This window comes from uncultured Pseudomonas sp., from assembly GCF_913774235.1.
GTDB lineage: Bacteria > Pseudomonadota > Gammaproteobacteria > Pseudomonadales > Pseudomonadaceae > Chryseomonas.
In genome coordinates, this window is sequence record NZ_CAJYDW010000012.1 from 861,436 (window position 1) to 885,651 (window position 24,216).

At 66.3% G+C, this 24,216-nt stretch carries 24 protein-coding genes; 9 read left to right on the plus strand and 15 right to left on the minus strand.

What is annotated here, in order from left to right:
• Genes QZ471_RS13545 through QZ471_RS13560 form a run of 4 tightly spaced genes read left to right on the plus strand, consistent with a single transcriptional unit; the run spans window position 1 to window position 3,593 of the window.
• Complete coding sequence (locus QZ471_RS13545) at window positions 1–663, plus strand: amino acid ABC transporter permease (protein WP_295464513.1); 663 nt, start codon at window positions 1–3, stop codon at window positions 661–663.
• Window positions 664–670: 7 nt separating this feature from the next.
• Complete coding sequence (locus tag QZ471_RS13550; RefSeq protein WP_295464515.1) at window positions 671–1,348, plus strand: amino acid ABC transporter permease; 678 nt, start codon at window positions 671–673, stop codon at window positions 1,346–1,348.
• 11 nt (window positions 1,349–1,359) lie between these two features.
• Window positions 1,360–2,859, plus strand: coding sequence for an argininosuccinate lyase (gene argH / locus QZ471_RS13555; protein WP_295464517.1), 1,500 nt, complete (start codon window positions 1,360–1,362; stop codon window positions 2,857–2,859).
• Window positions 2,856–3,593 carry an amino acid ABC transporter ATP-binding protein gene (locus tag QZ471_RS13560; protein WP_295464519.1) on the plus strand — a complete coding sequence of 246 codons (738 nt, stop codon included), beginning with the start codon at window positions 2,856–2,858 and terminating at the stop codon, window positions 3,591–3,593. Before argH ends, QZ471_RS13560 begins: the two co-directional genes overlap by 4 nt.
• On the opposite strand, the gene QZ471_RS13565 is transcribed toward QZ471_RS13560, so the two are convergent.
• The 4 genes from QZ471_RS13565 to QZ471_RS13580 form a co-directional block, all read right to left on the minus strand.
• Window positions 3,590–4,642, minus strand: coding sequence for a lipocalin-like domain-containing protein (locus QZ471_RS13565; protein ID WP_295464521.1), 1,053 nt, complete (start codon window positions 4,640–4,642; stop codon window positions 3,590–3,592). The two genes, QZ471_RS13560 and QZ471_RS13565, sit on opposite strands and share 4 nt — an antisense overlap.
• Window positions 4,632–7,091 carry an FtsX-like permease family protein gene (locus QZ471_RS13570; protein ID WP_295464523.1) on the minus strand — a complete coding sequence of 820 codons (2,460 nt, stop codon included), beginning with the start codon at window positions 7,089–7,091 and terminating at the stop codon, window positions 4,632–4,634. The genes QZ471_RS13565 and QZ471_RS13570 overlap by 11 nt, the downstream gene beginning before the upstream one ends.
• Complete coding sequence (locus tag QZ471_RS13575) at window positions 7,088–7,762, minus strand: ABC transporter ATP-binding protein (protein ID WP_295464525.1); 675 nt, start codon at window positions 7,760–7,762, stop codon at window positions 7,088–7,090. The genes QZ471_RS13570 and QZ471_RS13575 overlap by 4 nt, the downstream gene beginning before the upstream one ends.
• 63 nt (window positions 7,763–7,825) lie before the next feature.
• Complete coding sequence (locus QZ471_RS13580) at window positions 7,826–8,116, minus strand: hypothetical protein (RefSeq protein WP_295464527.1); 291 nt, start codon at window positions 8,114–8,116, stop codon at window positions 7,826–7,828.
• Between the two features lie 256 nt (window positions 8,117–8,372).
• Here QZ471_RS13580 and QZ471_RS13585 point away from each other — a divergent pair, with 256 nt between their 5' ends.
• The 3 genes from QZ471_RS13585 to QZ471_RS13595 all read left to right on the plus strand — a co-directional run bounded on the left by QZ471_RS13585 (window position 8,373) and on the right by QZ471_RS13595 (window position 10,148).
• Complete coding sequence (locus QZ471_RS13585) at window positions 8,373–9,155, plus strand: FKBP-type peptidyl-prolyl cis-trans isomerase (RefSeq protein WP_295464529.1); 783 nt, start codon at window positions 8,373–8,375, stop codon at window positions 9,153–9,155.
• Between the two features lie 150 nt (window positions 9,156–9,305).
• The gene (locus QZ471_RS13590; protein WP_295464532.1) at window positions 9,306–9,770 is read left to right on the plus strand and encodes a DUF1232 domain-containing protein; all 465 of its coding nucleotides are present in this window, start codon (window positions 9,306–9,308) and stop codon (window positions 9,768–9,770) included.
• Between the two features lie 6 nt (window positions 9,771–9,776).
• Window positions 9,777–10,148, plus strand: a complete 372-nt coding sequence (locus QZ471_RS13595; RefSeq protein WP_295464534.1) for a hypothetical protein — start codon at window positions 9,777–9,779, stop codon at window positions 10,146–10,148.
• A gap of 3 nt (window positions 10,149–10,151) precedes the next feature.
• Here QZ471_RS13595 and QZ471_RS13600 read toward each other — a convergent pair whose 3' ends face one another.
• A complete protein-coding gene (locus tag QZ471_RS13600) occupies window positions 10,152–11,897 on the minus strand; it encodes a bifunctional diguanylate cyclase/phosphodiesterase (protein WP_295464536.1) in 1,746 nt (581 codons plus the stop codon).
• Window positions 11,898–11,989: 92 nt separating this feature from the next.
• Complete coding sequence (locus QZ471_RS13605; RefSeq protein ID WP_295464538.1) at window positions 11,990–14,071, minus strand: carboxy terminal-processing peptidase; 2,082 nt, start codon at window positions 14,069–14,071, stop codon at window positions 11,990–11,992.
• Window positions 14,072–14,314: 243 nt separating this feature from the next.
• Here QZ471_RS13605 and QZ471_RS13610 point away from each other — a divergent pair, with 243 nt between their 5' ends.
• Window positions 14,315–15,277: an NAD(P)H-quinone oxidoreductase gene (locus QZ471_RS13610; RefSeq protein ID WP_295464540.1), complete on the plus strand. Its 963-nt coding sequence runs from the start codon at window positions 14,315–14,317 to the stop codon at window positions 15,275–15,277.
• Between the two features lie 160 nt (window positions 15,278–15,437).
• Here the strand turns inward: QZ471_RS13610 and QZ471_RS13615 are convergent, their stop codons facing one another.
• Genes QZ471_RS13615 through QZ471_RS13640 form a run of 6 tightly spaced genes read right to left on the minus strand, consistent with a single transcriptional unit; the run spans window position 15,438 to window position 20,539 of the window.
• Complete coding sequence (locus tag QZ471_RS13615; protein WP_295464542.1) at window positions 15,438–16,091, minus strand: HAD family hydrolase; 654 nt, start codon at window positions 16,089–16,091, stop codon at window positions 15,438–15,440.
• A complete protein-coding gene (locus tag QZ471_RS13620) occupies window positions 16,088–17,077 on the minus strand; it encodes an ABC transporter ATP-binding protein (protein WP_295464544.1) in 990 nt (329 codons plus the stop codon). Before QZ471_RS13620 ends, QZ471_RS13615 begins: the two co-directional genes overlap by 4 nt.
• Complete coding sequence (locus QZ471_RS13625; protein ID WP_295464546.1) at window positions 17,074–17,859, minus strand: ABC transporter permease; 786 nt, start codon at window positions 17,857–17,859, stop codon at window positions 17,074–17,076. The genes QZ471_RS13620 and QZ471_RS13625 overlap by 4 nt, the downstream gene beginning before the upstream one ends.
• Complete coding sequence (locus QZ471_RS13630) at window positions 17,846–18,679, minus strand: ABC transporter permease subunit (RefSeq protein ID WP_295464548.1); 834 nt, start codon at window positions 18,677–18,679, stop codon at window positions 17,846–17,848. The genes QZ471_RS13625 and QZ471_RS13630 overlap by 14 nt, the downstream gene beginning before the upstream one ends.
• The gene (locus QZ471_RS13635) at window positions 18,676–19,473 is read right to left on the minus strand and encodes an alkaline phosphatase family protein (protein ID WP_295464550.1); all 798 of its coding nucleotides are present in this window, start codon (window positions 19,471–19,473) and stop codon (window positions 18,676–18,678) included. The genes QZ471_RS13630 and QZ471_RS13635 overlap by 4 nt, the downstream gene beginning before the upstream one ends.
• Window positions 19,474–19,477: 4 nt before the next feature.
• Window positions 19,478–20,539 (minus strand): ABC transporter substrate-binding protein, encoded by a 1,062-nt coding sequence (locus QZ471_RS13640; protein ID WP_295464552.1) that lies wholly within the window; start codon window positions 20,537–20,539, stop codon window positions 19,478–19,480.
• A 212-nt stretch (window positions 20,540–20,751) separates the two neighbouring features.
• Between QZ471_RS13640 and QZ471_RS13645 the strand changes: the two genes are divergently transcribed.
• A complete protein-coding gene (locus QZ471_RS13645; protein WP_295464720.1) occupies window positions 20,752–21,459 on the plus strand; it encodes a UTRA domain-containing protein in 708 nt (235 codons plus the stop codon).
• Between the two features lie 7 nt (window positions 21,460–21,466).
• Here QZ471_RS13645 and QZ471_RS13650 read toward each other — a convergent pair whose 3' ends face one another.
• From QZ471_RS13650 to QZ471_RS13660, 3 genes are all read right to left on the minus strand, one after another.
• Complete coding sequence (locus tag QZ471_RS13650) at window positions 21,467–22,756, minus strand: M18 family aminopeptidase (RefSeq protein WP_295464554.1); 1,290 nt, start codon at window positions 22,754–22,756, stop codon at window positions 21,467–21,469.
• Between the two features lie 88 nt (window positions 22,757–22,844).
• Window positions 22,845–23,423 (minus strand): class I SAM-dependent methyltransferase, encoded by a 579-nt coding sequence (locus QZ471_RS13655; RefSeq protein WP_295464556.1) that lies wholly within the window; start codon window positions 23,421–23,423, stop codon window positions 22,845–22,847.
• A 52-nt stretch (window positions 23,424–23,475) separates the two neighbouring features.
• Window positions 23,476–24,111, minus strand: a complete 636-nt coding sequence (locus QZ471_RS13660; protein WP_295464558.1) for an RluA family pseudouridine synthase — start codon at window positions 24,109–24,111, stop codon at window positions 23,476–23,478.
• Window positions 24,112–24,216 lie beyond the last annotated feature (105 nt).

Genomic DNA, 24,216 nt, shown 5'->3' on the forward strand with positions numbered 1-24,216 from the left:
ATGGACTTCGACCTCGACTATCTCGTGGCCCAGTGGCCGGCGTTGCTCGACGGCCTGGTGATGACGCTCAAGGTTTCGCTGCTGGCGATCGGATTGTCTCTGGTGATAGGCGTCGTCGGCGGCGCGGTGCGGCTCTTTCGCGTCCCGCTGCTGGCACAGTTGGTTACCCTCTATGTCGAGGTGATCCGCAATACGCCGATCCTGGTGCAGCTCTTCTTCATCTTCTACGGCCTGCCGGCGATAGGTCTGGGCTTATCGCTGTTCTGGTCGGGGGTGCTCTGCCTGTCGCTCTGGGCCGGTGCCTATCAGATCGAGAATCTGCGTGGTGGCCTGGCCACGGTGGAGCGGGGCATGCGCGAGGCCAGTCTGGCCCTCAATCTCAAGCCCTGGCAGTACTTCTGCCTGATCGCCTTGCCCATCGCGGTGCGCACGGCCTTGCCAGCGGTGCTCAATACCGCCATCTCGCTGCTGAAGAACTCCTCCTACCTGCAGGCCATCGGCTTGGCCGAGCTGACCTTTGTCGCGGTGGATCGCATTGCCACGGATTTCCGCGCCCTGGAGATGTTCAGCGCCATCTGTGTGCTTTACCTGGGCCTGGTGGCGGTGCTCGCGTTGGCAACGCAACGGCTGTCCGCCCACCTGCAACGGCCGTTCCGGCAATGAGGCACCCATGAGCTTCTTTCTGGAAAACTGGAATTTCGTGGTCAAGGGCCTGCTGATGACCTTGCAGCTGGCGCTGGTCGTGCTGCTCTTCACCACCCTGGTTTCGGTGGTGTTCGGGGTGCTGGCCACGCTGCCGCAGCGCTGGCTGGGCTGGCTGATCCATAGCTATGTGGAGCTATTCCGCTCGATCCCCTTGATCGTCAACGTCTTCTTCATCTTCTTCGGCGCACCCCTTCTCGGGCTGGATCTGTCGCCCTTCGCCGCGGTCACCACCGGCCTGACGCTCTGGGGCAGTGCCAACGGCATCGAAATCGTCCGTGGTGGCTTGCTGGCCGTGCCCCGGCACCAGTGGAAGAGTGCCTGGGCGCTAGGTCTGCCACGCTGGCGCATCTACCTGCACATCCTGGGTCCGCAGTCGCTCAAGGCCATTCTCCCGGCCTACACGGGGCTGCTCACCCTGCTGGTTCAGGCCACCTCCCTCGGCGCCCTGGTCGGGGTGGGCGAGTTCCTCAAGACCGGCCAGACCCTGATCGAGCGTACCACCATGATGACCGGTGCCAGTCCCGCCTTCACGGTCTACGGCACGGTGCTGCTGGTCTATTTCGTCATCTGCTCGCTGCTCAGTTGGCTCAGTCGCTACCTCGAGCGGCGTCTGGGTCGTCCGCAGACCCGTAATCCGTCCTAGTGAGGCATCCCATGCAAGAATCCAAGGTCAGCCGTCGTCTCCGGGAGGCCACCGCGCCCGAGGTCTGCGACTTCATCTACGCGCCGCGCCTGGCCGGTTTCGCCGAAGGCTTTCCCTATCTGGGCGACGTCAACAAGGCCCATGTGGTGATGCTTGCCGAGCAGGGATTGATCGACCGTGCCCAGGCTGCGGCCCTGGCTCGCGGCATCCTCGAACTGGAGACGGCAGGCCCCGGGGCAGTACCCCTGGATCCGCTGCGCGAGGATGCCTACTTCAACTACGAGGCCGCGCTGATCGAGCGTCTGGGCGCCGATATCGGCGGTCGCCTGCACATCGGTCGCAGCCGCAACGACATCCTCGCCACCCTCGATCGCCTGCGGGCGCGGGATGTCCTCGCCGAGCTGCTGGAGACACTGCAACAGGTCCGTGCGACCGCCCTGGAGGGCGCGGAGCGGCATGCCACCACGGTGATGCCGGGGCATACCCACCTGCAGCCGGCGCAGCCGATCACCTATGGTTTCTATCTGGCCGGCGTGGCCCAGGCGCTGGAGCGGGACAGTCTGCGGCTGGCCGCGACCCTCGACAGCATGAATCAGAGTCCGCTGGGCGCAGCGGCCTTTGCCGGTACCCCCTTCGCCATCGACCGGGCGCGCACCGCCGAGCTGCTGGGCTTCGACGGTTATCTGGATAACGCCCTGGACGCCGTGGCCTCGCGGGATTTCATCCTCGAAGGCCTGTCCCATTTGAGTCTTTTGGCGGTGTTCTGGAGTCGGGTCGCCCAGGATTACTTCGTCTGGACGACCCATGAATTCGGCCTGGTGGAATTTCCCGACAGCGTCGCCGGCACCTCCAGCATCATGCCGCAGAAGAAGAATCCGGTCGTGCTGGAGTACCTCAAGGGCCGTAGTGGCCACATCGCCGGATTGCTGATGGCTGCCACCATGACGGTCAAGGGCACCCACTTCAGCCACAGTGGCGATGCCAATCGCGAGGGCACCCGCGGTTTCTGGGAGGCGGCGGCGGAAACGCTGCGCTGCCTGCAGCTGCTGGACCTGGTACTGCGTACGGCGGAGCCTCAGGCCAGGCGAGGTCTGGAACGCAGCGCCCTGGACTTCTCCACGGCCACGGGCCTGGCCGATCTCATCGTGCGCGAGGGCGGGCTGTCGTTTCGCGAGGCGCACCATGTGGTGGGGGCCGTGGTGCGCCAGGCGCTGGATGCAGGTCTGCCGGCCAACGCCATCGACGGCGCCATGCTGGACCAGGCCGCCCAGGCGGTGATCGGGCGGCCCCTGGGGCTGGATGCCGCGCGGGTCGGTGACAGTCTGGATCCCACCGCCAACGTCGCCTCGCGGCAATCGCCGGGAGGCCCCGGTGCGCCTGCGCTCATGCGGACCCTGGCGGCTGCGCGGGCACGCCTCACCCTGGAGCGGGAACGACAAGCGGCTCGGCGTGCGCGGCAGGCGCAGAGTCAGGCACGCCTGGCTGCCAACCTGCGGGCGCTGACCCAGTGAGCACCTTGCTGAGGGTCCGGGGACTGACCAAGAGCTTCGGCGAGCAACAGATCGTCCGTGGGGTGGACCTCGATGTCGCGGCCGGTGAGGTGGTGGTGGTGATAGGTCCCAGCGGCTCGGGCAAGTCGACGCTCATCCGCTGCCTCAACAGCCTTGAGGAGCCCTCGGCCGGCACCGTGGAGCTGGACGGTGTACCGGTGCATGCCGGCGACCGTCGCGCCCTGGCGACCCTTCGCCAGAAGGTAGGAATGGTGTTCCAGGACTACACCCTGTTTCCGCACCTCACGGTGCTCCGCAACCTGACCCTGGCGCCCGTCAAGCTGGGACGCCTCAGCGCTGCCGAGGCCGATCGCCAGGCGCGGGCGTTGCTGGAGCGAGTAGGGCTGGCGCACAAGGCCGATGCCTATCCAGTGGAGCTCTCCGGCGGCCAGCAGCAGCGGGTGGCTATCGTTCGGGCACTGGCCCTGCAGCCGCAGCTGCTCCTGTTCGACGAGCCGACTTCGGCCCTGGATCCGGAGACGGTCAACGAGGTGTTGGCGATCATGAAGGACCTGGCGCGCGAGGGCATGACCATGATCGTGGTCACCCATGAGATGGGCTTCGCCCGCGAGGTGGCGGACCGGGTACTGTTCTTCGACGGTGGACGCATCCTGGAAAGTGGCGCACCGGCGCAGCTGTTCGGCGCACCGCAGGAGTCACGCACCCGCCAGTTCCTTGCCAATGTGCTGCACTAATAGCCGGTCATTTCCAGATAGCCCACCCCCTGGGCGCTGCCGTCGACGCTGACCGGGCCTTCCCAGTAGGGCGTGCCCAGGGCCATCCAGGCATTGGGGTTGACTGCGGCAATGCGCAGTTCGAGGCCCTGGCCAGGCAGGGCGATGGACCAGCGCACCGGCACCTGGCGTCCGGCTACCGGGTGGGTGGCCAGGGGCGCGAGGCGGATGTCGCCGGGATGCAGCGGCTGATTGTGGCCATCGGCGGCGATCAGGTTGCCGAACAGATAGTGCTGGCCGTCGGCCTGGCGCAGGCGGTAGAGCATCAACTGGCGACCGTCGTCGAGGTGCAGGGAAAACCAGTCCCAGCCCAGCTGGTCGGCGGCCAGGTGCTGGCTGCTCCATTCTCGATCCAACCAGGCCAGGCCCCTGACCGGCACGCGCCGGCCTTCGATCTCCAGTTCGCCCTGGGCCTGGAAGAATGGCTGGCTGTAGTAGTAGGACGCCTGGCCGCTGGCGGATTTTCGACTGACGCCGCCTTCGCCTTGGAGTACCAGCGGGCCGGTTGCGGCGAGGTCCAGGCGATAGGCGAAACCCGGGCCGCGGGCGGTTACCTGGGCCTGGCCGTTGAGGTCGCCGGTCAGGCGCCAGTCGTCGATCCAGGCCGAGAAGGGGGCGGCGATCACGCCCGCCTGACCGACGCCGCCGCGACCCTGGGTCTGGGCGGAGAATTGCCGGGTCTCGCTGGTGAGGCCGGCGTGCCCGAGCCAGAGGTTGCCATTGCTCCAGCCGGGCTGGTCGGCGCCGGGTCGTAGGGCGTTGCGGAACAGCGTCCATTGCACGCCGTAGCGATGGCCCTGGGCATCGCTGAGGTTGGCGGTCACGTACCACCACTCGATACGAAAGTCCGGATGGGCACCGTGGTCGGCGGGAAAGCTGAAGACCTTGCCCGGCACCACCGGGGCGAAGTTCTCGCTGCCCTGACCGAGGCCGGCGAAGCCTTCGGCGGGGGGCTGTTCATCGCAACCGACGAGCAGGAGGAGGACGAGCAACAGCGCCCTAGCGTTCATTGCCAAGTTCTCGCAGTAGGTCCAGGGGTTGGCTGCGCTGCAGGCGCAGCAGCGGCCAGGCGGCGGCCAGCAGGGTCGCCAGCAGGGCGATGGCGGACAGCGCCAGCAGTTGTCCGGGGAACACCTGCAGCGGCAGGCGCCAGCCGAAGGCCTGGACGTTCACCACGGCGACCAGGCACCAGGCGAGCAGGATGCCCAACGGAATGGCCAGGGCCAGGGTGAGGACGGCGAGCCCCAGTAGTTGCCCAAGGCTAAGCAGGACCAGCCGTGGACGTTCGATCCCCAGTGCCCACAGCGGGGCGAGTTGGCCAAGGCGGCGCTGCGCCTGACCGAGCAGGGCAATGAACAACGCCAGACCGGCCACCGCCAGGGTCAGGGCGTTGAGCGCGGCGGTGGCGCTGAAGGTGCGCTCGAAGACCTGATCGGCGTAGCGGCGCAACTGACCCTGGTCGACGGAGCGGCTGGCGTCCAGGGCGAAGCGTTGCTGCAGCTCGCCGCGCAGGGCGTCCACCTGCTCCGGCGCCATGCGCACGACGATGCGGACCAGGCCGGCGTCCGGCCAGAGCGTCCGTAGCCGCTGTTGCGACAGCAGCAGATGACCGCGAGGATTGCCGTAGTCGGCATAGGTGGCGAGGATGGGGGCGGCCCAGCGGCCCTGGCTCCCCACCAGTTCGAGCCTCTGCCCCTTGGCGACCTGCAGTAGCCGCGCCAGTTGCTCGCTGAGCATCACGCCGTCGCCGGCGAAGAAGGCTGTCCAGCTTGCCGCAGAGCCGTCCAGCAACGGCCAGTGCAGGCGATAGAGGGCGTCGTCCACCACGCCGCTGAGGGTGGTGGGCTGGCCCTGCAAGGTCGTCTCCACCTCATGGACCGGCAGCGCCGCGCGGACGCCGGGTTGCCCAGGCAACCAGGCAAGCAGGCTGGCTCCCTGGCGGTCATCCTGGGGGCGCAGATAGAGCTCGGCGGCCAGGCGCTGGTCCAGCCAGCCGTCGAAGGTGCGGCGAAAGCCCTCGGTCATGCTGCCGGCGCCGACATTGGCGGCCAAGGCGAGGAGCAGTGCCATCAGCGCCTGGGACAGGCCTGGCAGTTGCTGGCGCGCATCGGCGAGGAACCAGCGCAGCAGGGGACGGCGCGCCCTGCCGAGGAGGAGATCGAGCAAGGCGCTGAGCAAGGGTGGCAACGCCAGCGCCGCCGCCAGCAACAGGCAGCCGAGCAGGGCCAGTCCGCTGCCCAGGCTGTCGCCGCCCAGCAGCAAGCCGAGGGCGACCAGGGCTGCCAGCGCGGCGGCCATGGCCTGGCGTCTGAGCCAACGACCATGGGCGGCACGCCAGGCCTCGCCCTGGGCCAGGGCCAGTAGGGGTAGCCGCGCCGCGCGCCAGAGGCCAGCGGCTCCGGCCAGCAGCGCGCCACCCAGGCTGAGGCCGAGTCCGACGAGCCACCAGGCCGGGCTCAGGGTCAGGGTGCCGGCGACTTCCGCGCCATAGAGGCCACGCAGGCTGGCCGCCACGTCCGGCAACAGCAGTGCGGCCAGGCCATAGCCACTGACTACGCCGAGCCCGCCGGCCACCAGGGCGATGAGGCTCAACTCCAGGGCTAGCGCCAGTACCAGAGTCGCGGCCGACAGCCCGCAGGCGCGCAAGGTACGCAGCAGCGGCCGGCGTTGCTCCAGGGCCAGACCGACTGCCGCCTGGACGATGAACAGCCCCACGGCGAAGGCCAGCAGGCCCAGTGCCAGCAGATTGAGGTGGAAGCTGTCGGTCAGGCGGTCGAGCTCGCTGCCCTGGTCGCTCTCGACCCGCTGCAGCGGTGGGCCTGCCAGCGGCGGCAGGTCGCGCTGGAAGGTCTTGGGCAGGATCAGCCGGGACAACAGCTCCGGCGCCGCCAGCAGCCGCTGGGCCTGGCCGATGTCCATGACCAGGGTGCCGGGCGCCAGGCCGATACGGCTGCGCAGCGGCGGCAGCGGCTCGCCATCCGTGCGGTGCAGCACGGCGCCGTCGCGGAGGCGCCATTCACGCAGGGTTTCCGGGGCGATCCAGGTAGCGCCCTGCGGGCTTAGGAACTCCAGCAGCGTCTCGGGCGAAGCCCTGGCCGCCACACCGCGATCGGCGGGCAGGCTGACCGGTTCCAGGCCGATCAGGGGCACCGGCCGCTCGCGCTCGGCGAGGGCCAGACGCCCCTGCAGAACGGGCGACACCGGCCAGCCCTGCCGGCGCAGTTCGACGAACAGCGCCTGGGGAAACCGACCGCCATCGCGGGCTTCCAGGCTGGATTGATCGGCGCCGAACAGCGCGCTGGCCTGGGCATAGCTCTGCCGCGCCTGGGCATTGAGCGCCAGTACGCCGATCAGCAGGGCGGTGGCCAGCCACAATCCGGCGATCAGCCCGGCCAGTTGCAGCGGATGCCGCCGCCAGTGGCTGAGCAGGCCGTGCAGGCTCCAGTAGAGCAACCTCATGCGCCACGCTCGTCCGCCAGGATCAGCCTGCCCCGTTCCAGTTGCAACGTTCTATCCAGCCGGCCGGCGATACGGGCGCTGTGGGTCACCATCAACAGGCTGGAGCCGGTCTCGGCGACCAGCTCCAGCAGCAGCGCCAGGGCCTGGTCGCCGCTGCCCTCGTCGAGATTGCCGGTGGGCTCGTCGGCCAGTAGCAGGGGCGGGCGCGAGGCCAGGGCGCGCCCGAGGGCGACGCGCTGCTGCTGGCCGCCGGATAGCTGCTCGGGATAGCGATCTAGTAGTCCTGCAAGGCCCAGGCGTTCGGCCAGGACCTGCTGCCAACGCGGATCGTGACGTTGGGCAAGGCGGGCCTGGAAGGCGAGGTTGTCGGCCACCGACAGGCTGGCGATCAGGTTGAATTGCTGGAAGATCAGTCCAATGCCCTCGCGGCGCCAGCGCGCCAGGGCTGTTTCGTTCAGGTCGGACAAGGTCTGCCCGGCCGCCTCGATGCGTCCGCTGTCGGCGCGGTCGAGGCCGGCGACCAGGTGCAGCAGGGTGCTCTTGCCGCTACCGGATTCGCCCATCAGGGCCAGGCTCTCGCCCTGGCCGAGATGCAGATCCACCCCGCGCAGGACCGGCAGGGGTCCCTGGGGTGTCGGATAGCTCTTGTGCAGATCGGTGATGGTCAGCATCGCGCCTCCCGCGCCGGTCGCCGTCTGCAATCGACCGGGTCGTGGCGGCGACGTTCAGCACGGCTAGCGGCGTTTGCTCTTGCCCTTGCCAGCCTTTTCGTCTTCCTCGCGTTGCAGGCGCTCGCACTTGCGCACCATGGTCAGGTAGTAGATGGCGCTGCCGACGAACAGGATGATGGGCAGCGCCATGGACATCTGCAGCAGGCTGCCGGGGAAGGCCGTCGGTACCCAGTGGTGGTAGAGCAGGATGCCGATGGCCAGCAGCACCGAGTACAGCAGACCGTAGCCACCCGCCTTGCGTGATTCCTGGGCAAGGTCGAGAGGTGAACGATTCAGATCATTGGGCTCGAACATGAACGTCTCTATCAAGCGCTGAAGAAGGCGCCAGTTTAACGTCTGCAGGGCTGCCGGTCGCGCCCATGCGGCTGGCGGTCGCAGTGGCTCGCCAAGCATAGCGCGCACTCCGTTCACGCAATGTTCAGGCAGACATAAGCTTGAAATCTTATCCTTTGCAGCCATTTAGAGGCCTGGCGATGGCAAGCGAGCAGGTCTCCTTGTAAGCTCGATCAGTTATTTGAACGCGCACAGTGCGCACGGATAAGGAATCAACATGAAACAGTATCGGTTGGCAGCAGCGGTGGCCCTGGTGGGTCTGGTTCTGAGCGGCTGCGACTCCAAGCCCAAGGTCGAGCTGGAAAGCCCGGCCCAGAAGGCGTCCTACGGTATCGGCCTGAACATGGGCAAGAGCCTGGCCCAGGAAGGTATCGATGACCTGGATCCCAAGGCCGTCGCCCTGGGCATCGAAGACGCCGTTGGCAAGAAAGACCAGAAGCTGACCGATCAGCAGCTGACCGAGGCCTTCGCCGCCCTGCAGAAGCGCGCCGAAGAGAAGATGGCCAAGGTCAGTGAAGACAATGCCAAGGCCGGCAAGAAATTCCTCGAAGAGAACGGCAAGAAGCCTGGCGTGATCACCACCGCTTCCGGCCTGCAGTACGAAGTGGTCAAGAAGGCCGACGGCCCGCAGCCCAAGCCGACTGACGTGGTCACCGTGCACTACGAGGGCAAGCTGGTCGACGGTACCGTATTCGACAGCTCCATCAAGCGTGGCACCCCGATCGATCTGCCGGTCAACGGCGTGATCCCGGGTTGGGTCGAGGCGCTGCAACTGATGCACGTCGGCGAGAAGATCAAGCTGTACATCCCTTCCGAGCTGGCCTACGGCGCCCAGAGCCCGAGCCCGGCGATTCCGGCCAACTCGGTGCTGGTGTTCGACCTGGAGCTGCTGGGCATCAAGGACGCCGCCGCGGCGGACGCCGACGACGCCCCGGCCGCCGACCAGGCGCCAGCCGCCGCCGAGAAGGCGCCGGCCGAGAAAGCACCGGCCAAGAAGTAAGCCGGTTCGCGCCCTCTAACGCCCTGCTTTGCAGGGCGTTTTGCATTGGGGCCCGGAAACCCTGCCGGCCCTTTGCGATCAGATTCCTTGCGTACCGGCCCCGCGCCAGGGAAGGCCCCCTGAATCGTGTTTCCACCGCTCGAGGTGCCCATGAAGCCACCGAAGAATTTTGATCGCTATCTGGGACTCGCCCAGCGCCTGCTGATCCGCGGGCGCCTGCCTGCGCTGCTGCTGGGCGTGGCACGCAAGACCAGCAAGCGGGGCCTCAAGCTGGGTGAAGCCCGGGAGACCCTGGGGCTGTTCCACCAGTTGCTGCTGGCTTGGTGGCGTGGCCAGTATCGCGGCGTGAGTCGCAAGACGCTGCTGACTGTGGCTGGCGGTCTGGTCTACTTCCTCCTGCCCATCGATCTCATCCCCGACTGGGTACCGATGTTCGGCCTGCTCGACGACCTGGCCGTGCTGGCCTGGATCGGCAAGGCATGTAGTGATGAGCTCGACGCCTTCCGCGCCTGGCGCGACAACAGGTCCGCTACCCAGCAGGCCGCCCTGGCGGCGCTGCCCGACAAGCACGAGCGTCCCGCACCGGGTGTCGCCCTCGACCAATTGCGGGACTGACCGCTCTTGAGCCTACGTATCAGCCGCCAGCACTGGCTGGCCCTCTTGGACGAACTGGAAAGCGCCCGCCGCAGCCGTAGCCTGCTGACCTACCGCTCGGTGATCGAACGGGTGGGGCTACCGCAGCCCGCCATGATGACCCTGACCGCCGCCCTGGAGTACCTGGCCGCCCTCGACCGCCGCGAAGGGCGGCCGCTGCGCAGCGCCCTGGTGGTCAGCCAGAGCGGCAGCCGCCTGCCACGAGAGGGCTTCTTCGACTGCGCGTTGCGCCTGGGGGCGCTGGAAGGTGCGCCCCAAGCGGCTGATGCAGTCAGCTGGCACGCCGCCGAAGTCACCCGGGTGTTCGAGCACCTCTACCCCGATCACCATCAGGCCTGAGGGTCAGGCGCGCATCAGGTGCAGGCTGTAGCCGGGGATCGTCTTGGCATTGCGCTTGGCTTCGGAAGCGAGACCCGCCAGGCCGCTGGCGTCTACCCGCTTGCCGGCGTCCTTGTCCAATTCAACCACGCCGAGGGACAGCGACAGCAGTGGATACTCCCGCCGCCGCCCGTCACGGTCGTAGGCGAGGAAGCAGCCAGCCTCCAGGTGTTCGCTGCGATAGAAATGCCGGCAGCGCTCCTGGAAGGCCGCCATCAGGCCATTCAGCCGGCGGCGCCAGTCCGTCGAACCCAGGACCACCAGGAAGTCATCGCCGCCGATGTGGCCGACGAAATCCTGTTGCGGGTCAAGGCGCTCCGACAGGGTCTGCGCCAGGCAGAGCAGTACCTCGTCGCCCTTGGCGTAGCCATAGAGATCGTTGAAGGGCTTGAAACCGTCGATGTCGACGTAGCACACCACGGCTTCGCGCTGCTGCTCGAGTAGCCGGGTCAGGCACTGCTGGATCGGCACGTTACCGGGCAACTGGGTGAGGGGGTTGGCGTGCTTGGCCTGCTGGATGCGCTGCTCGGTGATCAGTCGCAGCACGTCCATCACCCGGCCGACCCCCACGTAGCGGCCGTCCTCGGTGATGATGAAATCCTCTTCGATCCGCTGCCTGGCGCGGGCGGTGAGCAGCCGACTGACCTGCTGCAGCGACTGGCTGCTCTCGGTGGCCAGGAAGTCCTGGTTCATCAGCCGGGCGATGGGCTTGCGGGCGAACACCTCGTGGGCGAAGGGCTTGAGCAGCGCCGAACTCAATTCATGGTGATGGACGATCCCCACGGGGCGATCATCCTCGTCCACCACGGCCAGGGTATTCAGGCTGGGTTGCAGGCGAAAGCGTTCCAGGACGTCGGGAATGAGCATGTCCTGGCCCACCGCTACCTGCTCGACCCTCAGGCTGGCCACCGTCGTGGATTCCTCGGCGAGGTCGGAACCGCGGGTGGCGATCACCGGCAGCAAGGTCTGGATTTCCCGGGGCGGCGCCGCCGTCGGCCGACCCAGCAGGTAGCCCTGCACCAGGTCGACGCCCATGCTCGCCAGAGTGGACAGCTCTTCGTGGGTCTCGATGCCCTCGGCGATCACCTGGGCCCGCGAGGCCTCGGCCATCTTCAGGATGGAGCCGACGAATTCGCGCTTCACCTTGTCGCGATGGATGGACTCGATGAAGTGGCGGTCGATCTTGACGAAGTCCGGGCGCAGCTCCGACCAGCTTCTCAGGCTGGAATAGCCGGCGCCCAGGTCATCGAGGGCGATGGAAAAGCCCATGGCGCGATAGTGATGCAGGGCGGTGGCCAGCAGGGCGAAATCGTCGATGGGCGACTGCTCGGTGAGTTCGATCACCACCTGGGCCGGGGAAAGACCCAGGCGTTGCAGCAGCTTGAGCGTCTGGCCCGGCTGATGGGCGGGTTCGAGCAGGGTTTCCGGGCAGACGTTGAGGAACAGCAGGCCATCCAGCGCCAGCTCGCGAAAACTCTGGCAGGACTGCTGGCGAGCAGCGATTTCCAGCTCGGAGAGGCGACCGGCCTGGCGAGCGGTGGCGTAGAGCGGCAGCGGTGAGTGCAGCGGCGTATTGGAGGCGCCACGAATCAGGGCCTCGTAACCGAGGATGCGTCTTTCGCTCAGGGACACTATGGGTTGAAAGAGCGAATGCAGCTCCCGGTTGGCGAGAATGCGATCCAACACCCCAGCCTGGTCGTTCAGTGTCATGGTCAGCCTGTCAGAACGCGAAAACGAAAATGCCCGGGGGCCACTTGTGGCGGCCCCCGGGCATTTCACGACAGACATATTACATTTTGATGTCAGCGCTTGGGCGGAGTCTGGCTGAGGTCGAGATAGTCCAGCAGCACATGACCCGACTCCATGAGGTAGGCATCGTCCTGCGGCATGGTCTTGTCGTCATCGACCGCCGGGTTGTCCTCGTCGATCTTCTTCAGCTCCTTGAGCGGAGCCTCACCCTTGGCCTGACGGCGCTGGTTCTCCATTGCCAGTTGGCGGTTGTCCAGGGCGGTCTGCTCGGCGCGACGCTTCTGCTCGTTGAGGCTGACGGTGGTGTCCGCCGCCAGCTCCTGGGCCAGCTTCAGCCGCTCGCGAGCGAAGATGAAGTCGGGGTCCTTCTGCACCCGCACATCGTGGCGCTTGACCAGTTCCGGCAGGTAGGCAGCGAAGGGATTGCTCAGGCCAGTCACCGCCGGGGCTATGGTGTCCCAGGGCATGGAGTCGGGCAGGGCGCTTTCGCCGATCTGCTTGGTATCCACCACCGCCGGATAGTCGATGTCCGGCAGCACGCCCTGGTGCTGGGTGCTCTGACCGGAGACGCGGTAGAACTTGGCGATGGTCAGCTTGAGTTCACCGTGGTTCAGCGGCTGGATGGTCTGCACGGTGCCCTTGCCGAAGGTCTGGCCACCGACGATCAGGGCGCGGTGATAGTCCTGCATGGCACCGGCGAAGATCTCCGAGGCCGAGGCGGACAGGCGATTGACCAGGACGGTCAGGGGTCCCTTGTAGAAGGCGCCGCCTTCGTCGTCGGCCAGTACCTCGACCTTGCCATCGCCATTGCGCACCAGCACGGTGGGGCCCTGGTCGATGAACAGACCGGTCAGCTCGGTGGCTTCCTGCAACGAGCCGCCGCCATTGTTGCGCAGGTCCAGGACGATGCCGTCGACCTTTTCCTTCTGCAGCTCGCCGATGAGCTTCTTCACGTCGCGCGTGGTGCTCTTGTAGTTCGGATCGCCGGCGCGATAGGCCTTGAAGTCCAGGTAGAAGGCCGGTACGTCGATCACGCCGAGCTTGTAGTGCTTGCCTTCGTGGGGCACGTCGATCACGTGCTTCTGCGCGGCCTGCTCTTCGAGCTTCACCGCTTCGCGGGTGATGGTGACGATCTTGGTCTTCTGGTCGTTCGGCGCGTTGCTCGCCGGGATGATCTCCAGGCGTACCTTGGAACCCTTGGGTCCGCGGATCAGCTTGACCACTTCGTCCAGACGCCAGCCGATGACATCGACCATCTCGCCGTCGCCCTGGGCGACCCCGACGATCTTGTCCGCCGGAGCGATCTGCTTGGACTTGTCCGCCGGGCCGGCCGGCACCAGGCGCAGGATCTGCACGTAGTCATTGTCGTTCTGCAGCACCGCGCCGATGCCTTCCAGCGACAGGCTCATGTTGATGTCGAAGTTCTCGGCGCTTTCCGGCGAGAGGTACTGGGTGTGCGGGTCGTAGGACTCGGCGAAGGCGTTGATGTAGGTCTGGAAGACGTCTTCGCTGCGGGTCTGGTTGAGCCGCGCCAGCTGGTTCTTGTATCTCTTGGTCAGCTGCTGCTGGATCTGCTGGTCGGTCTTGCCGGACAGGCGCAGGCGCAGCACCTCGTCCTTGAGCTTGCGATGCCAGAGGTCGTCCAGTGCCGCGGTATCGGCTGGCCACGCGGCCTTCTCGCGGTTGGTGTTGAAGGACTCGTCGACGGTGAAGTCGAGCTTGCCGATACCGGCGTTGAGCAGCCCCAGGCCGTAGTTCAGGCGCTCGGTCATGCGCTGGGCATAACGGCGATAGATGGCGAAGCCCGGTTCGAGATTGCCCTGCTTGAGGTAGTCGTCGAAGCGGGTGCGCGAGGCATCGAATTCGCGGATGTCGGCGGCATTGAAATACAGCCGGGCGGGATCGAGCATCTTCAGATAGCTGTCGTAGATCTTGATCGACTGGGCATCGTTGAGCGGCGGCTTGCTGTAATGGTGGCGCTTGAGCAGCTCGACGATGTTGAGGCTGGCGATGACCTGGTCGCGGTCGGGTTGCAGCTTGTCGACGCTAACCGGTGAGTTGGGCTTGGCGAAGAGGGGCGTCGCGCTGACGCCAAGCAGGACAACGAGGGCGGTACGGGACAAGAGCTGCTTCATGTGTATTCGACTAATGCACGGAAAGGAATAGGCTATAGGCCGTTCCCGGGTCGGGCGGTTCCGCGGCCTGGGAAGTATGACGGGCGCTGACGAAAGTCGTCTGGCGGTGGTCTGAGGTCTGAAGGTTGAGAGCGCTGGGAAGCGACGGCTGTGACAGCCCCGCGTCTTCCGGTCCGCTCGACTCCCGCAGAACCCGCCGGCGCAGGCGCTTTTCGTCAAAGCCTGAGCCACTATGGAGGCACCGTGAACGCATTGCAAGGTATCGAAGGGCAACTGGAATGGCAGGCCTATAGCGCTCGCGCGCTGGCGCTTGGAGAAATTCGCATCAAGGTGGCGGCAGCGGGCCTGAACCGCGCCGACCTGCTGCAATTGGCGGGCAACTATCCACCGCCACCGGGCGCGCCCGCCACCTTGGGCCTCGAATGTGCCGGGGTGGTCAGTGAGACCACCGCGGATTCCCGCTGGCAGGTGGGTGACCGCGTCTGCGCGCTGCTCGCCGGAGGTGGCATGGCCAGCGAGGTGGTGGTCGATGGTCGCCAGGCCGCGGCCGTGCCGGCGGGTCTATCGTTGATCGAGGCGGCAGCGCTGCCGGAAGTGTGGGCCACCGCCTGGAGCAATCTGTTCGATCTGGCTGCGCTGCAGCCGGGCGAGAAGGTGTTGTTGCACGCTGGCGCCAGCGGCGTGGGTTCGGCGGCCATCCAGCTGTGCAAGGCCTTCGGCAACCCCTGCTGGGTCAGTGTCGGCTCCCAGGAGCGGCTGGCGCACTGCGAGCGGCTCGGCGCCGAGGGTGGAGTGTTGCGCAAGACCGACCTGGAAGGCCTGCGGGACTTCGCGCCCTTCGATGTGATCCTCGATCCGGTCGGGGCAGGTTATGCACCGCTCAACCTGGACCTACTGGGCCGGGACGGTCGCTGGGTGCTGATCGGTCTCATGGGTGGGCGTGAGGCCGAGCTGGATCTGGCCAAGGTCCTCGGCAAGCGCATCCGCCTCATCGGCTCGACGCTGCGCAACAGATCGGTGGAGTTCAAGGCCAAGACCATGCTGGCCTTGGAGGAGAAAGTCTGGCCGCTGTTCGCCCAAGGCCAACTGAGCGTCAACCTCGAACGGCGCTTCGCCGCACAGAACGCCGAGGCCGCCTTCGCCGCCCTGGAAAGCAACGAGGTGAACGGCAAGGTGGTATTGGTGCTGGACGAAGGCTTGGAGTGATCCTCCAAGCCTGAGGTGATCGCGGCCATGGCGGTGGTCTGCCGATGCGGCCGCTCCTACGGATTGAGTCTGCTGTAGGAACAACTGTCTTCATCGCGGCCATGGGCCGCTCCTACGGTTACGTCGAGCCTGTAGGAGCGGCCCATGGCCGCGATGTTGGCTACCGCCAGCTGAGGATCGGCCAGCCGGCCTGGGCCGCGCGCTCGCGCAGGACCGGGTCCGGGTTCACCACGTGCGGCTTGCCCACCGCTTCGAGCAGCGGCAGGTCGTTGCGCGAGTCGGAGTAGAAACTGGCGGTATCCAGCAGGCCGCGGTCGCCGCCGAGCAGTTCCAGCAGACGGGTCAGCTTGCCTTCGCGGAAGGTCATGACGCCCTCCACCTGGCCACTGTAGACGCCGTGGCTGACCTGCAGGTCGATGGCCAGTACCTCTTCCACGCCCAACCGTTCGGCGATGGGTTCCACCAGGTGAACCCCGGAGGCCGAGACGATGATCACCCGGTCTCCGGCCGCTCGATGGGCGGCAATGCACTTCATGGCATCGCTGAAGATCAAGGGTTCGATGACGTCCTCGACCCAGGGTCCGACCTCGAAGTCCACTTCCTCGGGCGTGCGGCCCACCAGGGGTTCGAGGTGGAAGGCCATGTAGTCTTCCATGGCCAGTTCGCCCTGGGCATAGGCCGCCATCAGCTCGCTGTCGCGCCGCACGAAGGACTCGCGGTCGACCCAGCCGAGCACTCCCATCTGCTGGCTCCAGAGGCTGGAGCAGTCGCCATCGATAAGGGTTTCGTCGAGATCGAAAATCGCCAGGGTCATGCCACTTCTCTCAGGCTGTCGGAATCGACGGCCAGGGTGACGGCTGTGCCGTTCGGCTGCAAGGCCGTCGGGCCGTGATTGAGAACGTCGACATTGAGTTCGCAGGCTTCGGTGGCGATCCGGTAGCGGATCACGTTGCCGAGCAGGCTGTGGCCGACGATGCGTCCGGCGATGCCACCCGCGACGCCGAGGCGAATGGCTTCGGGACGAATTGCCACCTGGCGCTGGAAGGTCTGGCCGAACAGGCGGCTGGCCTGGTCGGCGCTGAGCAGGTTGTAGTTGCCGATGAAGCCGGCGGCGAAGGCGTCTACCGGCGCGGTGTAGAGGGTCTCGGCATCGCCGCTCTGGACGATGCGGCCCTCGCGCATCAGCACGATGCGATCGGATAGGGTCAGGGCCTCTTCCTGGTCGTGGGTGACGAACACCGTGGTCAGCCCCAGCTCCTGCTGGATGGCGCGGATCTGCTCGCGCAGGTGGCGACGGATACGCGCGTCCAGCGCCGAGAGGGGCTCGTCCAGCAATAGCAGGCGCGGCCGCACGATCAGCGAGCGCGCCAGCGCCACGCGCTGGCACTGGCCACCGGAGAGCTGGTGCGGATAGCGCTCGGCGAAGCCTTCCAGCTCCACCAGCGTCAAGGCCTCGCTCACTCGCTGGCGGACTTCGTCCTGTGCCAGCCGCTGCATGCGCAGGCCGAAGGCGACGTTCTGCGCCACGGTCATGTTGGGAAACAGGGCGTAGCTCTGGAACACCATGGCGATGCCGCGGCGCTGGGGCGGCAGTTGGGTGATGTCTTGACCGGCCAGCACGATGCTGCCGCGGTCGACCTCGGTGAGGCCGGCCAGGCAGCGCAGCAGGGTGGACTTGCCGCAGCCGGAGGGACCGAGCAGGGTGACCAGCTCGCCTTGTTCGGCATGGAATTCGATGTCGGTGAACAGGGTGTTGGCGCCGTAGCGCTTGTGCAGTCCCTTGACCGCGAGATAGCTCATGTCCGCTCCCGATTCAGGCGATTGGCGATCCAGGTCATCAGCAGGACCGCGAGGAAGTAGGAGATCACCAGGGCGCTGGTCAGGTGGCCGCTGCCGTTGCGCAGGTTGTAGAGATAGATCTGCAGCGTCTCGTAGCGCGTCCCCACCAGGAGATTGGCGAAGACGAATTCGCCGATGAGGAAGGAGAACGACAGGAACAGCGCCACCATCAGCCCGGTGCGCAGGTTGGGTAGCACCACCAGTAGGGCGGCGCGCCAGGAGCTGGCGCCGAGCAGGTGGGCGGCGTCCATCAGGTCACGCAGATTGAGTGCTTGCAGGTTGTTGCTGATGGCGCGGTACATGAAGGGCAGGGCGATGGTGAAGTAGCAGAACACCAGGATCCAGGGCGTGCCGGTCAGCGGCAGCGGCCCACTCGCATAGAGCTGCAACAGGCCCACCGCCGAGACCACCGGCGGCACGGCGAAGGGCAGCAGGATCAGCACGTTCATCAGCGCGTCCAGCCGCGGAAAGTGGTAGGCGATGACGAACATGGTCGGCAGGATCAGCACGCAGGACAGCACCAGGGCACCGAAGCAGATCGCCAGGGAGCGGCCGAAAGCGGCGAGGAAGCGGGGGTCGCTCCAGAGCTGCAGATACCACTTGAAGGTGAAGCCTGCTGGCAGCAGCGTCGCCGACCACTGGGTGGCCAGGGAATAGACGAGCGTCGCGGCCAGGGGCGCGACCAGGATCAGGAACAGCAGCCAGACCACTGTCCGATGATAGAGGCGCTCAGTTCTGGACATGACGATTCCGCCGCAGCAGCCATTGATGGACGAGGGTGATCAGGGTCATGAAGGCCACCAGCAGCATGGCCAGCGCTGCGGCCAGGTTGGGTTCCAGGTAGATGTCGCCGGAGACCAGGGCGGCGATGCGCACCGGCACCACGTTGAAGTTGCCGGTGGTGAGGGCATAGACCGTGGCATAGGCGCCCAGGGCGTTGGCTAGCAGGATGATGAAGGTGCCGACTAGTGCTGGACTGAGGACTGGCAGGCCGATGTGCCGCCAATACTGCCAGGTGCCGGCGCCGAGCAAGGCGGCAGCGTCGCGCCAGTCCTGCTTCAAGGCCTCGAAGGCGGGAAACAGCAGCAGCACGCCCAAGGGAATCTGGAAATAGGTATAGATGAGGATCAGGCCGCCCTTGGTGTAGAGATTGAAGCCCTCGATCACGCCGAGTTGCTTGAGGGCCAGGGTCAGGCAGCCGTTGATGCCCAGCAGGATGATGAAGGCGAAGGCCAGGGGCACCCCGGCGAAGTTGCTGGTCATGTTGGTGAAGGCCACCACGAAGCCACGCAGCCGCGAGTCCACCCGGGTCAGCGAGTAGGCGCCGACCAGGGCGATCAGCAGGCCGCAGACGCTGGACCAGAGCGAGATCTCCAGGGAGAAGCGGATGGCCTGCAGGTAGAAGGGCGAGCCGAGAATCTCGGCGTAGTTGCCCAGGCCCCAGCCGCTTTCGCTGGAGTTGAAGCTGTTGAGGGCGATCCAGGCCAGCGGTGCCAGCTGGAAGGCGCCGAACACCAGCAGGAAGGGCAGGGTCAGCAGCAGGGCGAGCCAGGGGCGCTTCATGCCAGCAGCTCCCGGCACAGCGGCTTGTCGTGGACGAGGCCCAGCAGGGTGCAGACGGTGCCGCAGATCTCCACCTGAGCGGGGCTGGCGTCGCCCAGGGAAAAGCCGGCACCGAAGACGAATAGCGGGACTTCGCGCTCCTCCGCCAGCGTTCCGCCGTGACTGCGGTCGTCGTTCATGCCGTGGTCGGCGGTCACCAGTACCTGGTAGCCGGCGTCCAGCCAGGTCGGCAGGTAGTGGGAGAGCAGGCCGTCGGCGCGGCGCGCGGCGTTGCGGTATTCCGGGCTGGAGAGGCCGTGCTTGTGACCGGCGTCGTCGATGTTCATCGGATGCACCAGCAGGATGTCCGGGTCATGGGCCAGGCGCAGGTGCTCGGCATCGTCGAACAGATGGGAATCCGGGTAGTGGTCGGCGTAGTAGAAATGACCGTGCTGGATGGGCAGGCCGGTGTCGCTGACGTGTCTGTCTCGCGCCCGATCGAAAGGGCTGCGGTTATAGAGTTCGCTGACCCAGTGATAGGCCGCCGCCGCCGTGGTGAGGCCGGCGGCCTGGGCCAGGTGGAAGAGGCTGGTCTGGTTGGACAGCCGATCCACGCCGTTGTGGACGATGCCACTGCGCACCGGCGGTACCCCGGTGAGCAGGCACTCGTAGAGCGGGCGGGAGAGCGAGGGCAACTCGCACTCCAGCCGGTAGAGGCGACCCCGGCCGGCCAGGCAGAGCGCCTGGAGGAAGCCGAGTCCGTGTTCGGCGACTCTCAGGGCAAGTCCGTCCAGCACGACCAGGATGACCTTCATGACGTCACTGCTGCATGTTGATAAGAACGTGTTCCTGCCAGAGGCGCGGCAGGCGCTTGGCGGTCTCTTCCCAGGCCTTGGCGTCGGCGATGGGCCGCGCCTTGGCATACTGAGCCTGGGGCAGCAGCTTGGCCTGGACATCGGCCGGCAGGGTCAGGTGCTCGGCGCGGATCGGCCGGGCGTAGCCCTGGGCCAGGTTGATCTGGCCAGCGTCGGAGAAGATGTATTCACGTGTCAGCTTGGCGGCGTTGGGGTGCTTGGCGTACTTGTTGATGATGGTGGTGTAGCCGGAGGTCACCGAGCCGTCGGACGGGATCAGCACCTCGAAGCGCGAACGGTCGATCTGATCGCGATAGTTCAGGGCGTTGAAGTCCCAGACCACCCCGACCTCCACTTCACCCTTCTCGATGTTGGCCACCACCGGATTGGTGAAGGACAGGCGGCCCTGCTTGGCCAGCTTGGCGAAAAAGTCCAGCGCCGGCTTGATGTTCTTCTCGTCGCCGCCGTTGGCGTAGGCTGCCGCCAGGACGCCGCTGACCGCCTGGGAGGCCGCGCTGACGTCGCCGATGGTGACCTTGTAGTTACCCTTGAGCAGGTCGGCCCAGGAGTGGGGTACGTCCTTGACGGTCTGCTTGTTGACGATGAAGGCGATGGTGCCGGTGTAGGCCAGCGCCCAGTGACCGTCACTGTCCTTGGCCCAGGCGGGGATCTGCTCCCAGGTGCTGGGCTTGTAGGGTTGGGTAACGCCTTTCTGCACGGCGATGGGGCCGAAGGAAGCACCGACGTCACCGATGTCGGCCGAGGCGTTCTCGCCCTCGGCGGCGAACTTGGCGATCTCCTGGGCGGAGCTCATGTCGGTATCCTGGTGCTTGAGGCCATACTTCTTGGCCAGATCGTCCCAGGTCCCTTTCCAGTTCGCCCAGGTGTCGGGCATGCCGACGCTGTTCACCTCGCCTTCCTTGCGGGCGGCGTCTTCGAGGGCTTTGAGATCGGCGGTAGCGGCAAAAGCGGTACCGGCCTGTACGGCAACGGCAGTGGCCAACAAGGAAGCAAGCAGACGGGTCATACGGGTGCTCCAGGTTCGAGGGCTTGGTCTAGATCAGCAAGACACAGGCCAATTTAGGAGTCAGGTGTGACGATTTGATGGCAATCCGCCCGCTGTTACTGCTGGCACGGGGTCTGCAGCCGTCACCTGACGGTCATCTGGCCGTCTTAGTCTCAAGCGAAACCCTAGTCGAGGAGTAACGGGTGCACCAATCCGAAACTGGTCTAGTCCAAATAAGTGCGTCAGGCGCCGGTGCGATTCGCCAGGCCTTGCGGGAGCAGATCGCCCATGGGCTGCTGCCGGCCATGGGCAAGTTGCCATCCGAGCGCCAGTTGAGCGAACTCTTCGCCACCACGCGCATCACCCTGCGCGAGGCCTTGCTGCAGCTGGAGGCCCTGGGGTTGATCTATCGCGAAGAACGGCGTGGCTGGTTCGTCGCCCCGCCGCGGCTGGCCTACAATCCACTGGCGCGAACTCATTTCCATGCCATGGTGGAGGCCCAGGGGCGGGTACCGGCGACCGAGGTGTTGGCGGCGCGGCAGATGCTGGCCTCGGCGGAGATCTGCCGTTTGCTGGAGTTGCCGGCGTTGTCCAGCGTCTACCAGATTCGCCGGGTGCGGCGCGTGGATGGCCGGCTGGTGCTCTATGTGGAGCACTACCTCAATGCGGCCTATTTTCCCGGTCTGCTGGAGCATGACCTGCAACGCTCCCTCACCGAACTCTATCGGGACCGCTACGACATCCGCTACGGCGAGGTGCGCTTCGAGATCCTGCCCACGGCGCTGTTGCCGGAGGCGGCCCAGGCGCTGCGGGTGGCGCAGGGTAGCCCGGCGCTGCACATCACCCGCATCAACCACGATCAGCAGGGGCGCCTGATCGACTGCGACCTGGAGTTCTGGCGGCACGACGCCATCCAGGTCAGGGTCGAGGTGCCGGACTAGCCGAGCTTCAGAGTGGCAGTTCGGAGCTGGCGTAGAACGCGGTCAGCACCTTGATCAGATAACCCAGGTCGCGGCTACCGGCCAATTCGCGGATGGAGTGCATGGCGAAGGTGGGCAGGCCGATGTCCACGGTGCGCACGCCCAGTTGGCCGGCGGTGATGGGGCCGATGGTGGAACCGCAGGCCATGTCGCTGCGCACCACGAAGCTCTGCACTGGCACCTCTTCGCGCTGGCAGAGATCGCGGAAGAAGGCGGCGGTCTCGCTGTTGGTGGCGTAGCGCTGGTTGGCGTTCACTTTTATCACCGGCCCGGCGTTCAGCCGCGGTCCGTGATTGCCGTCGTGCTTCTCGGCATAGTTCGGATGCACGCCATGGGCATTGTCAGCGGAAATCAGCAGGGAGCGTTGCAGGGTGCGGGTGTAGGCATCACCGGCGGGCAGCAGCCGTTGCAGCACCTGCTCGAGGAAGGGGCCATCGGCGCCGCAGCAGGAGGTGGAGCCCACTTCCTCGTGATCGGTGCAGACCAGCACGGCGTTCTCGTCGCCCTCGCTCGCCAGCAGGGCTTCCAGACCGGCATGGCAGGACAGCAGGTTGTCCAGGCGGGCGGCGGCGATGAAGTCGTCGTCCAGACCGACCAGGGCGGCCGGTTGCACGTCGTAGAAACTCAGCTCGAAGTCCAGGACCTCGGCGGCGTCGATGTCGTGCTCCTGCTGCAGGCGGGCTGCCAGCAGTGCACGGAAGTCACGGCGTTCGCCTGCGGGCAACTGCGCCAGGATCGGCGGTAGCTCGTTCTGGGCATTGATGGCCCAACCCTGGTTCGCCTCGCGGTTGAGGTGGATGGCGAGGTTGGGGATGATCGCCAGCGGCTTGCGGAAGTCGATGAGCCGGCTCTGTACCCGGCCCTCGGCGCGGAAGGTCACCCGGCCAGCCAGCGACAGATCACGATCGAACCAGGGCGCCATCAGCATGCCGCCATAGACCTCCACGCCCAGCTGCCAGAATCCCTGGCGATAGAGCTCGGGTTGCGGCTTCACCTTGAGGCAGGGGCTGTCGGTGTGGGCGCCCACGAGGCGCAGACCGCGTTCCAGAGGCTTGCCACCGAGCCGCACGGCGATCAGCGAGGAGTCGTTGCGGGTGACGTAATAGCGGCCCCCCGGCTGCACCGCCCAGGTCTCGCGTTCGTCCAGGCGCTGGTAACCCGCTGCTTCGAGGCGGCGAGCGAGGCTGGCGGTGGCGTGGAAGGGGGTGGGGGAGCTGGCGAGGAAATCGACGAGGCCTTGGATCTGATCGGTACGCATGGATGACTCCGGACGACAAGGCGTCCAGTCTAGGTTCTGTACCGAGGGGAGTCGAGGGTAGCGCCCTGGCTCGAGGTGACCTAGGCAGTCACTGGCGGCGCAGTACCAGATGGTGGATATGCCAATGCTTGGGCTTGCCGACGGCGGTGTGACCGTCCTCTTCTTCTTCGCGGTGGTGCAGCACCTCCCACCCACGAAGCAGCTCGGCCAGCTCGGCAGCATCCACCACCGTCACACCGCGGTTGGCCCAGCTGTCCCTTGTGCCGAGGAGTTGGCCGCAGAGCAGGCCACCTTGGCGAGTCGCAGCGGTGATCTGCGCCCAGAGAGTGGGGAAATGGGCGGGAGCACAGAAGGGCAGGGAAAAACTGGCATTGACCAGGTCGTAGCGGTCCAGCACCAGCGTCTCGAAGCGGGCGTGGCGTGTGTGCAATCGGCAGCCCAGAGCGGCGGGCACGCGCTGGCGCAGTTCGACCAGCGCCTCGGCTTCGGCGTCGGTGGCCAGCACCTCCCAACCACGCTCCAGCAACTCCAGGGTATCGCGCCCGGTGCCACAGCCGAGATCAACGGCGGCTCCGGGCGCGCCCTGCCAGAGGCTCAAGCCGTGTAGCAAGGTGTCGCGCGGACCGCCGCCTGCCGTGGCGGCGTAGTAGGCTGTCCAGTCCGACATATAGGTCTGCTCCTGGGATGGCGGCGCCGGCACCTTGGTGCCTAGGGATGGATCAGAACGGCGCTGGGCTCGTGAATCTCATCCGCTCGCCGCTGGTGGGATGGGTGAGCACCAGCAGACTGGCGTGCAGGCACAGCCGCGAATAGGCGGCCAGGGCCTCGCCCTGGGCATAGAGCTGATCGCCCAGCAGCGGATGGCCGATGCTCAGCATATGCACCCGCAGCTGATGGGAGCGACCGGTGATGGGCGTGAGCTCCACCCGGCTGTAGTGTCCGTGGCGCTCCAGTACCTGCCAGAAGGTCAGGGCATGGCGACCCAGTTCGTGATCGACCACGTGACGCGGCTTGGTCGGCGGATCGTAGCGCAGCGGCAACTCGATCCGGCCGCTGTTGGCTTCCGGCTCGCCCCAGCAGAGCGCGGTGTAGGCCTTTTCCGTCTCGCGGTCATGGAACTGGCGTGACAGCTCGCGATGGCTGTCGGCATCCCGCGCCAGCACGATGACACCGGAGGTTTCCCAATCCAGGCGATGCACGATGCGCGCCTCGGGGTAGCCGTTTTCCTGCAGGCGGGTCACCAGGCAATCACGGTTGTCTTCGGCGCGGCCAGGCACGGACAGTAGCAAGGTGGGCTTGTCTACCACCAGCAGGGCAGCGTCCTGATGAAGGATACGGATGTTGGAGAGGGGCATGGGATTCCTAGGGGGCCTTGGGTCGAATCTCGATGGCCGGCACTGCAGGCACCGCGGATTCGACACGCCTTAAACGCCAACGGCGGCCCGAGGGCCGCCGTCGTC

Bases quoted from the DNA above. Each gene is read 5' to 3' on its own strand.
- QZ471_RS13545 (WP_295464513.1), top strand. From the start codon at position 1: ATGGACTTCGACCTCGACTATCTCGTGGCCCAGTGGCCGGCGTTGCTC.
- QZ471_RS13550 (WP_295464515.1), top strand. From the start codon at position 671: ATGAGCTTCTTTCTGGAAAACTGGAATTTCGTGGTCAAGGGCCTGCTG.
- argH (WP_295464517.1), top strand. From the start codon at position 1,360: ATGCAAGAATCCAAGGTCAGCCGTCGTCTCCGGGAGGCCACCGCGCCC.
- QZ471_RS13565 (WP_295464521.1), bottom strand. From the start codon at position 4,642: ATGAACGCTAGGGCGCTGTTGCTCGTCCTCCTCCTGCTCGTCGGTTGC.
- QZ471_RS13570 (WP_295464523.1), bottom strand. From the start codon at position 7,091: ATGAGGTTGCTCTACTGGAGCCTGCACGGCCTGCTCAGCCACTGGCGG.
- QZ471_RS13575 (WP_295464525.1), bottom strand. From the start codon at position 7,762: ATGCTGACCATCACCGATCTGCACAAGAGCTATCCGACACCCCAGGGA.
- QZ471_RS13580 (WP_295464527.1), bottom strand. From the start codon at position 8,116: ATGTTCGAGCCCAATGATCTGAATCGTTCACCTCTCGACCTTGCCCAG.
- QZ471_RS13585 (WP_295464529.1), top strand. From the start codon at position 8,373: ATGAAACAGTATCGGTTGGCAGCAGCGGTGGCCCTGGTGGGTCTGGTT.
- QZ471_RS13590 (WP_295464532.1), top strand. From the start codon at position 9,306: ATGAAGCCACCGAAGAATTTTGATCGCTATCTGGGACTCGCCCAGCGC.
- QZ471_RS13600 (WP_295464536.1), bottom strand. From the start codon at position 11,897: ATGACACTGAACGACCAGGCTGGGGTGTTGGATCGCATTCTCGCCAAC.
- QZ471_RS13605 (WP_295464538.1), bottom strand. From the start codon at position 14,071: ATGAAGCAGCTCTTGTCCCGTACCGCCCTCGTTGTCCTGCTTGGCGTC.
- QZ471_RS13615 (WP_295464542.1), bottom strand. From the start codon at position 16,091: ATGACCCTGGCGATTTTCGATCTCGACGAAACCCTTATCGATGGCGAC.
- QZ471_RS13620 (WP_295464544.1), bottom strand. From the start codon at position 17,077: ATGAGCTATCTCGCGGTCAAGGGACTGCACAAGCGCTACGGCGCCAAC.
- QZ471_RS13625 (WP_295464546.1), bottom strand. From the start codon at position 17,859: ATGTCCAGAACTGAGCGCCTCTATCATCGGACAGTGGTCTGGCTGCTG.
- QZ471_RS13630 (WP_295464548.1), bottom strand. From the start codon at position 18,679: ATGAAGCGCCCCTGGCTCGCCCTGCTGCTGACCCTGCCCTTCCTGCTG.
- QZ471_RS13635 (WP_295464550.1), bottom strand. From the start codon at position 19,473: ATGAAGGTCATCCTGGTCGTGCTGGACGGACTTGCCCTGAGAGTCGCC.
- QZ471_RS13640 (WP_295464552.1), bottom strand. From the start codon at position 20,539: ATGACCCGTCTGCTTGCTTCCTTGTTGGCCACTGCCGTTGCCGTACAG.
- QZ471_RS13650 (WP_295464554.1), bottom strand. From the start codon at position 22,756: ATGCGTACCGATCAGATCCAAGGCCTCGTCGATTTCCTCGCCAGCTCC.
- QZ471_RS13655 (WP_295464556.1), bottom strand. From the start codon at position 23,423: ATGTCGGACTGGACAGCCTACTACGCCGCCACGGCAGGCGGCGGTCCG.
- QZ471_RS13660 (WP_295464558.1), bottom strand. From the start codon at position 24,111: ATGCCCCTCTCCAACATCCGTATCCTTCATCAGGACGCTGCCCTGCTG.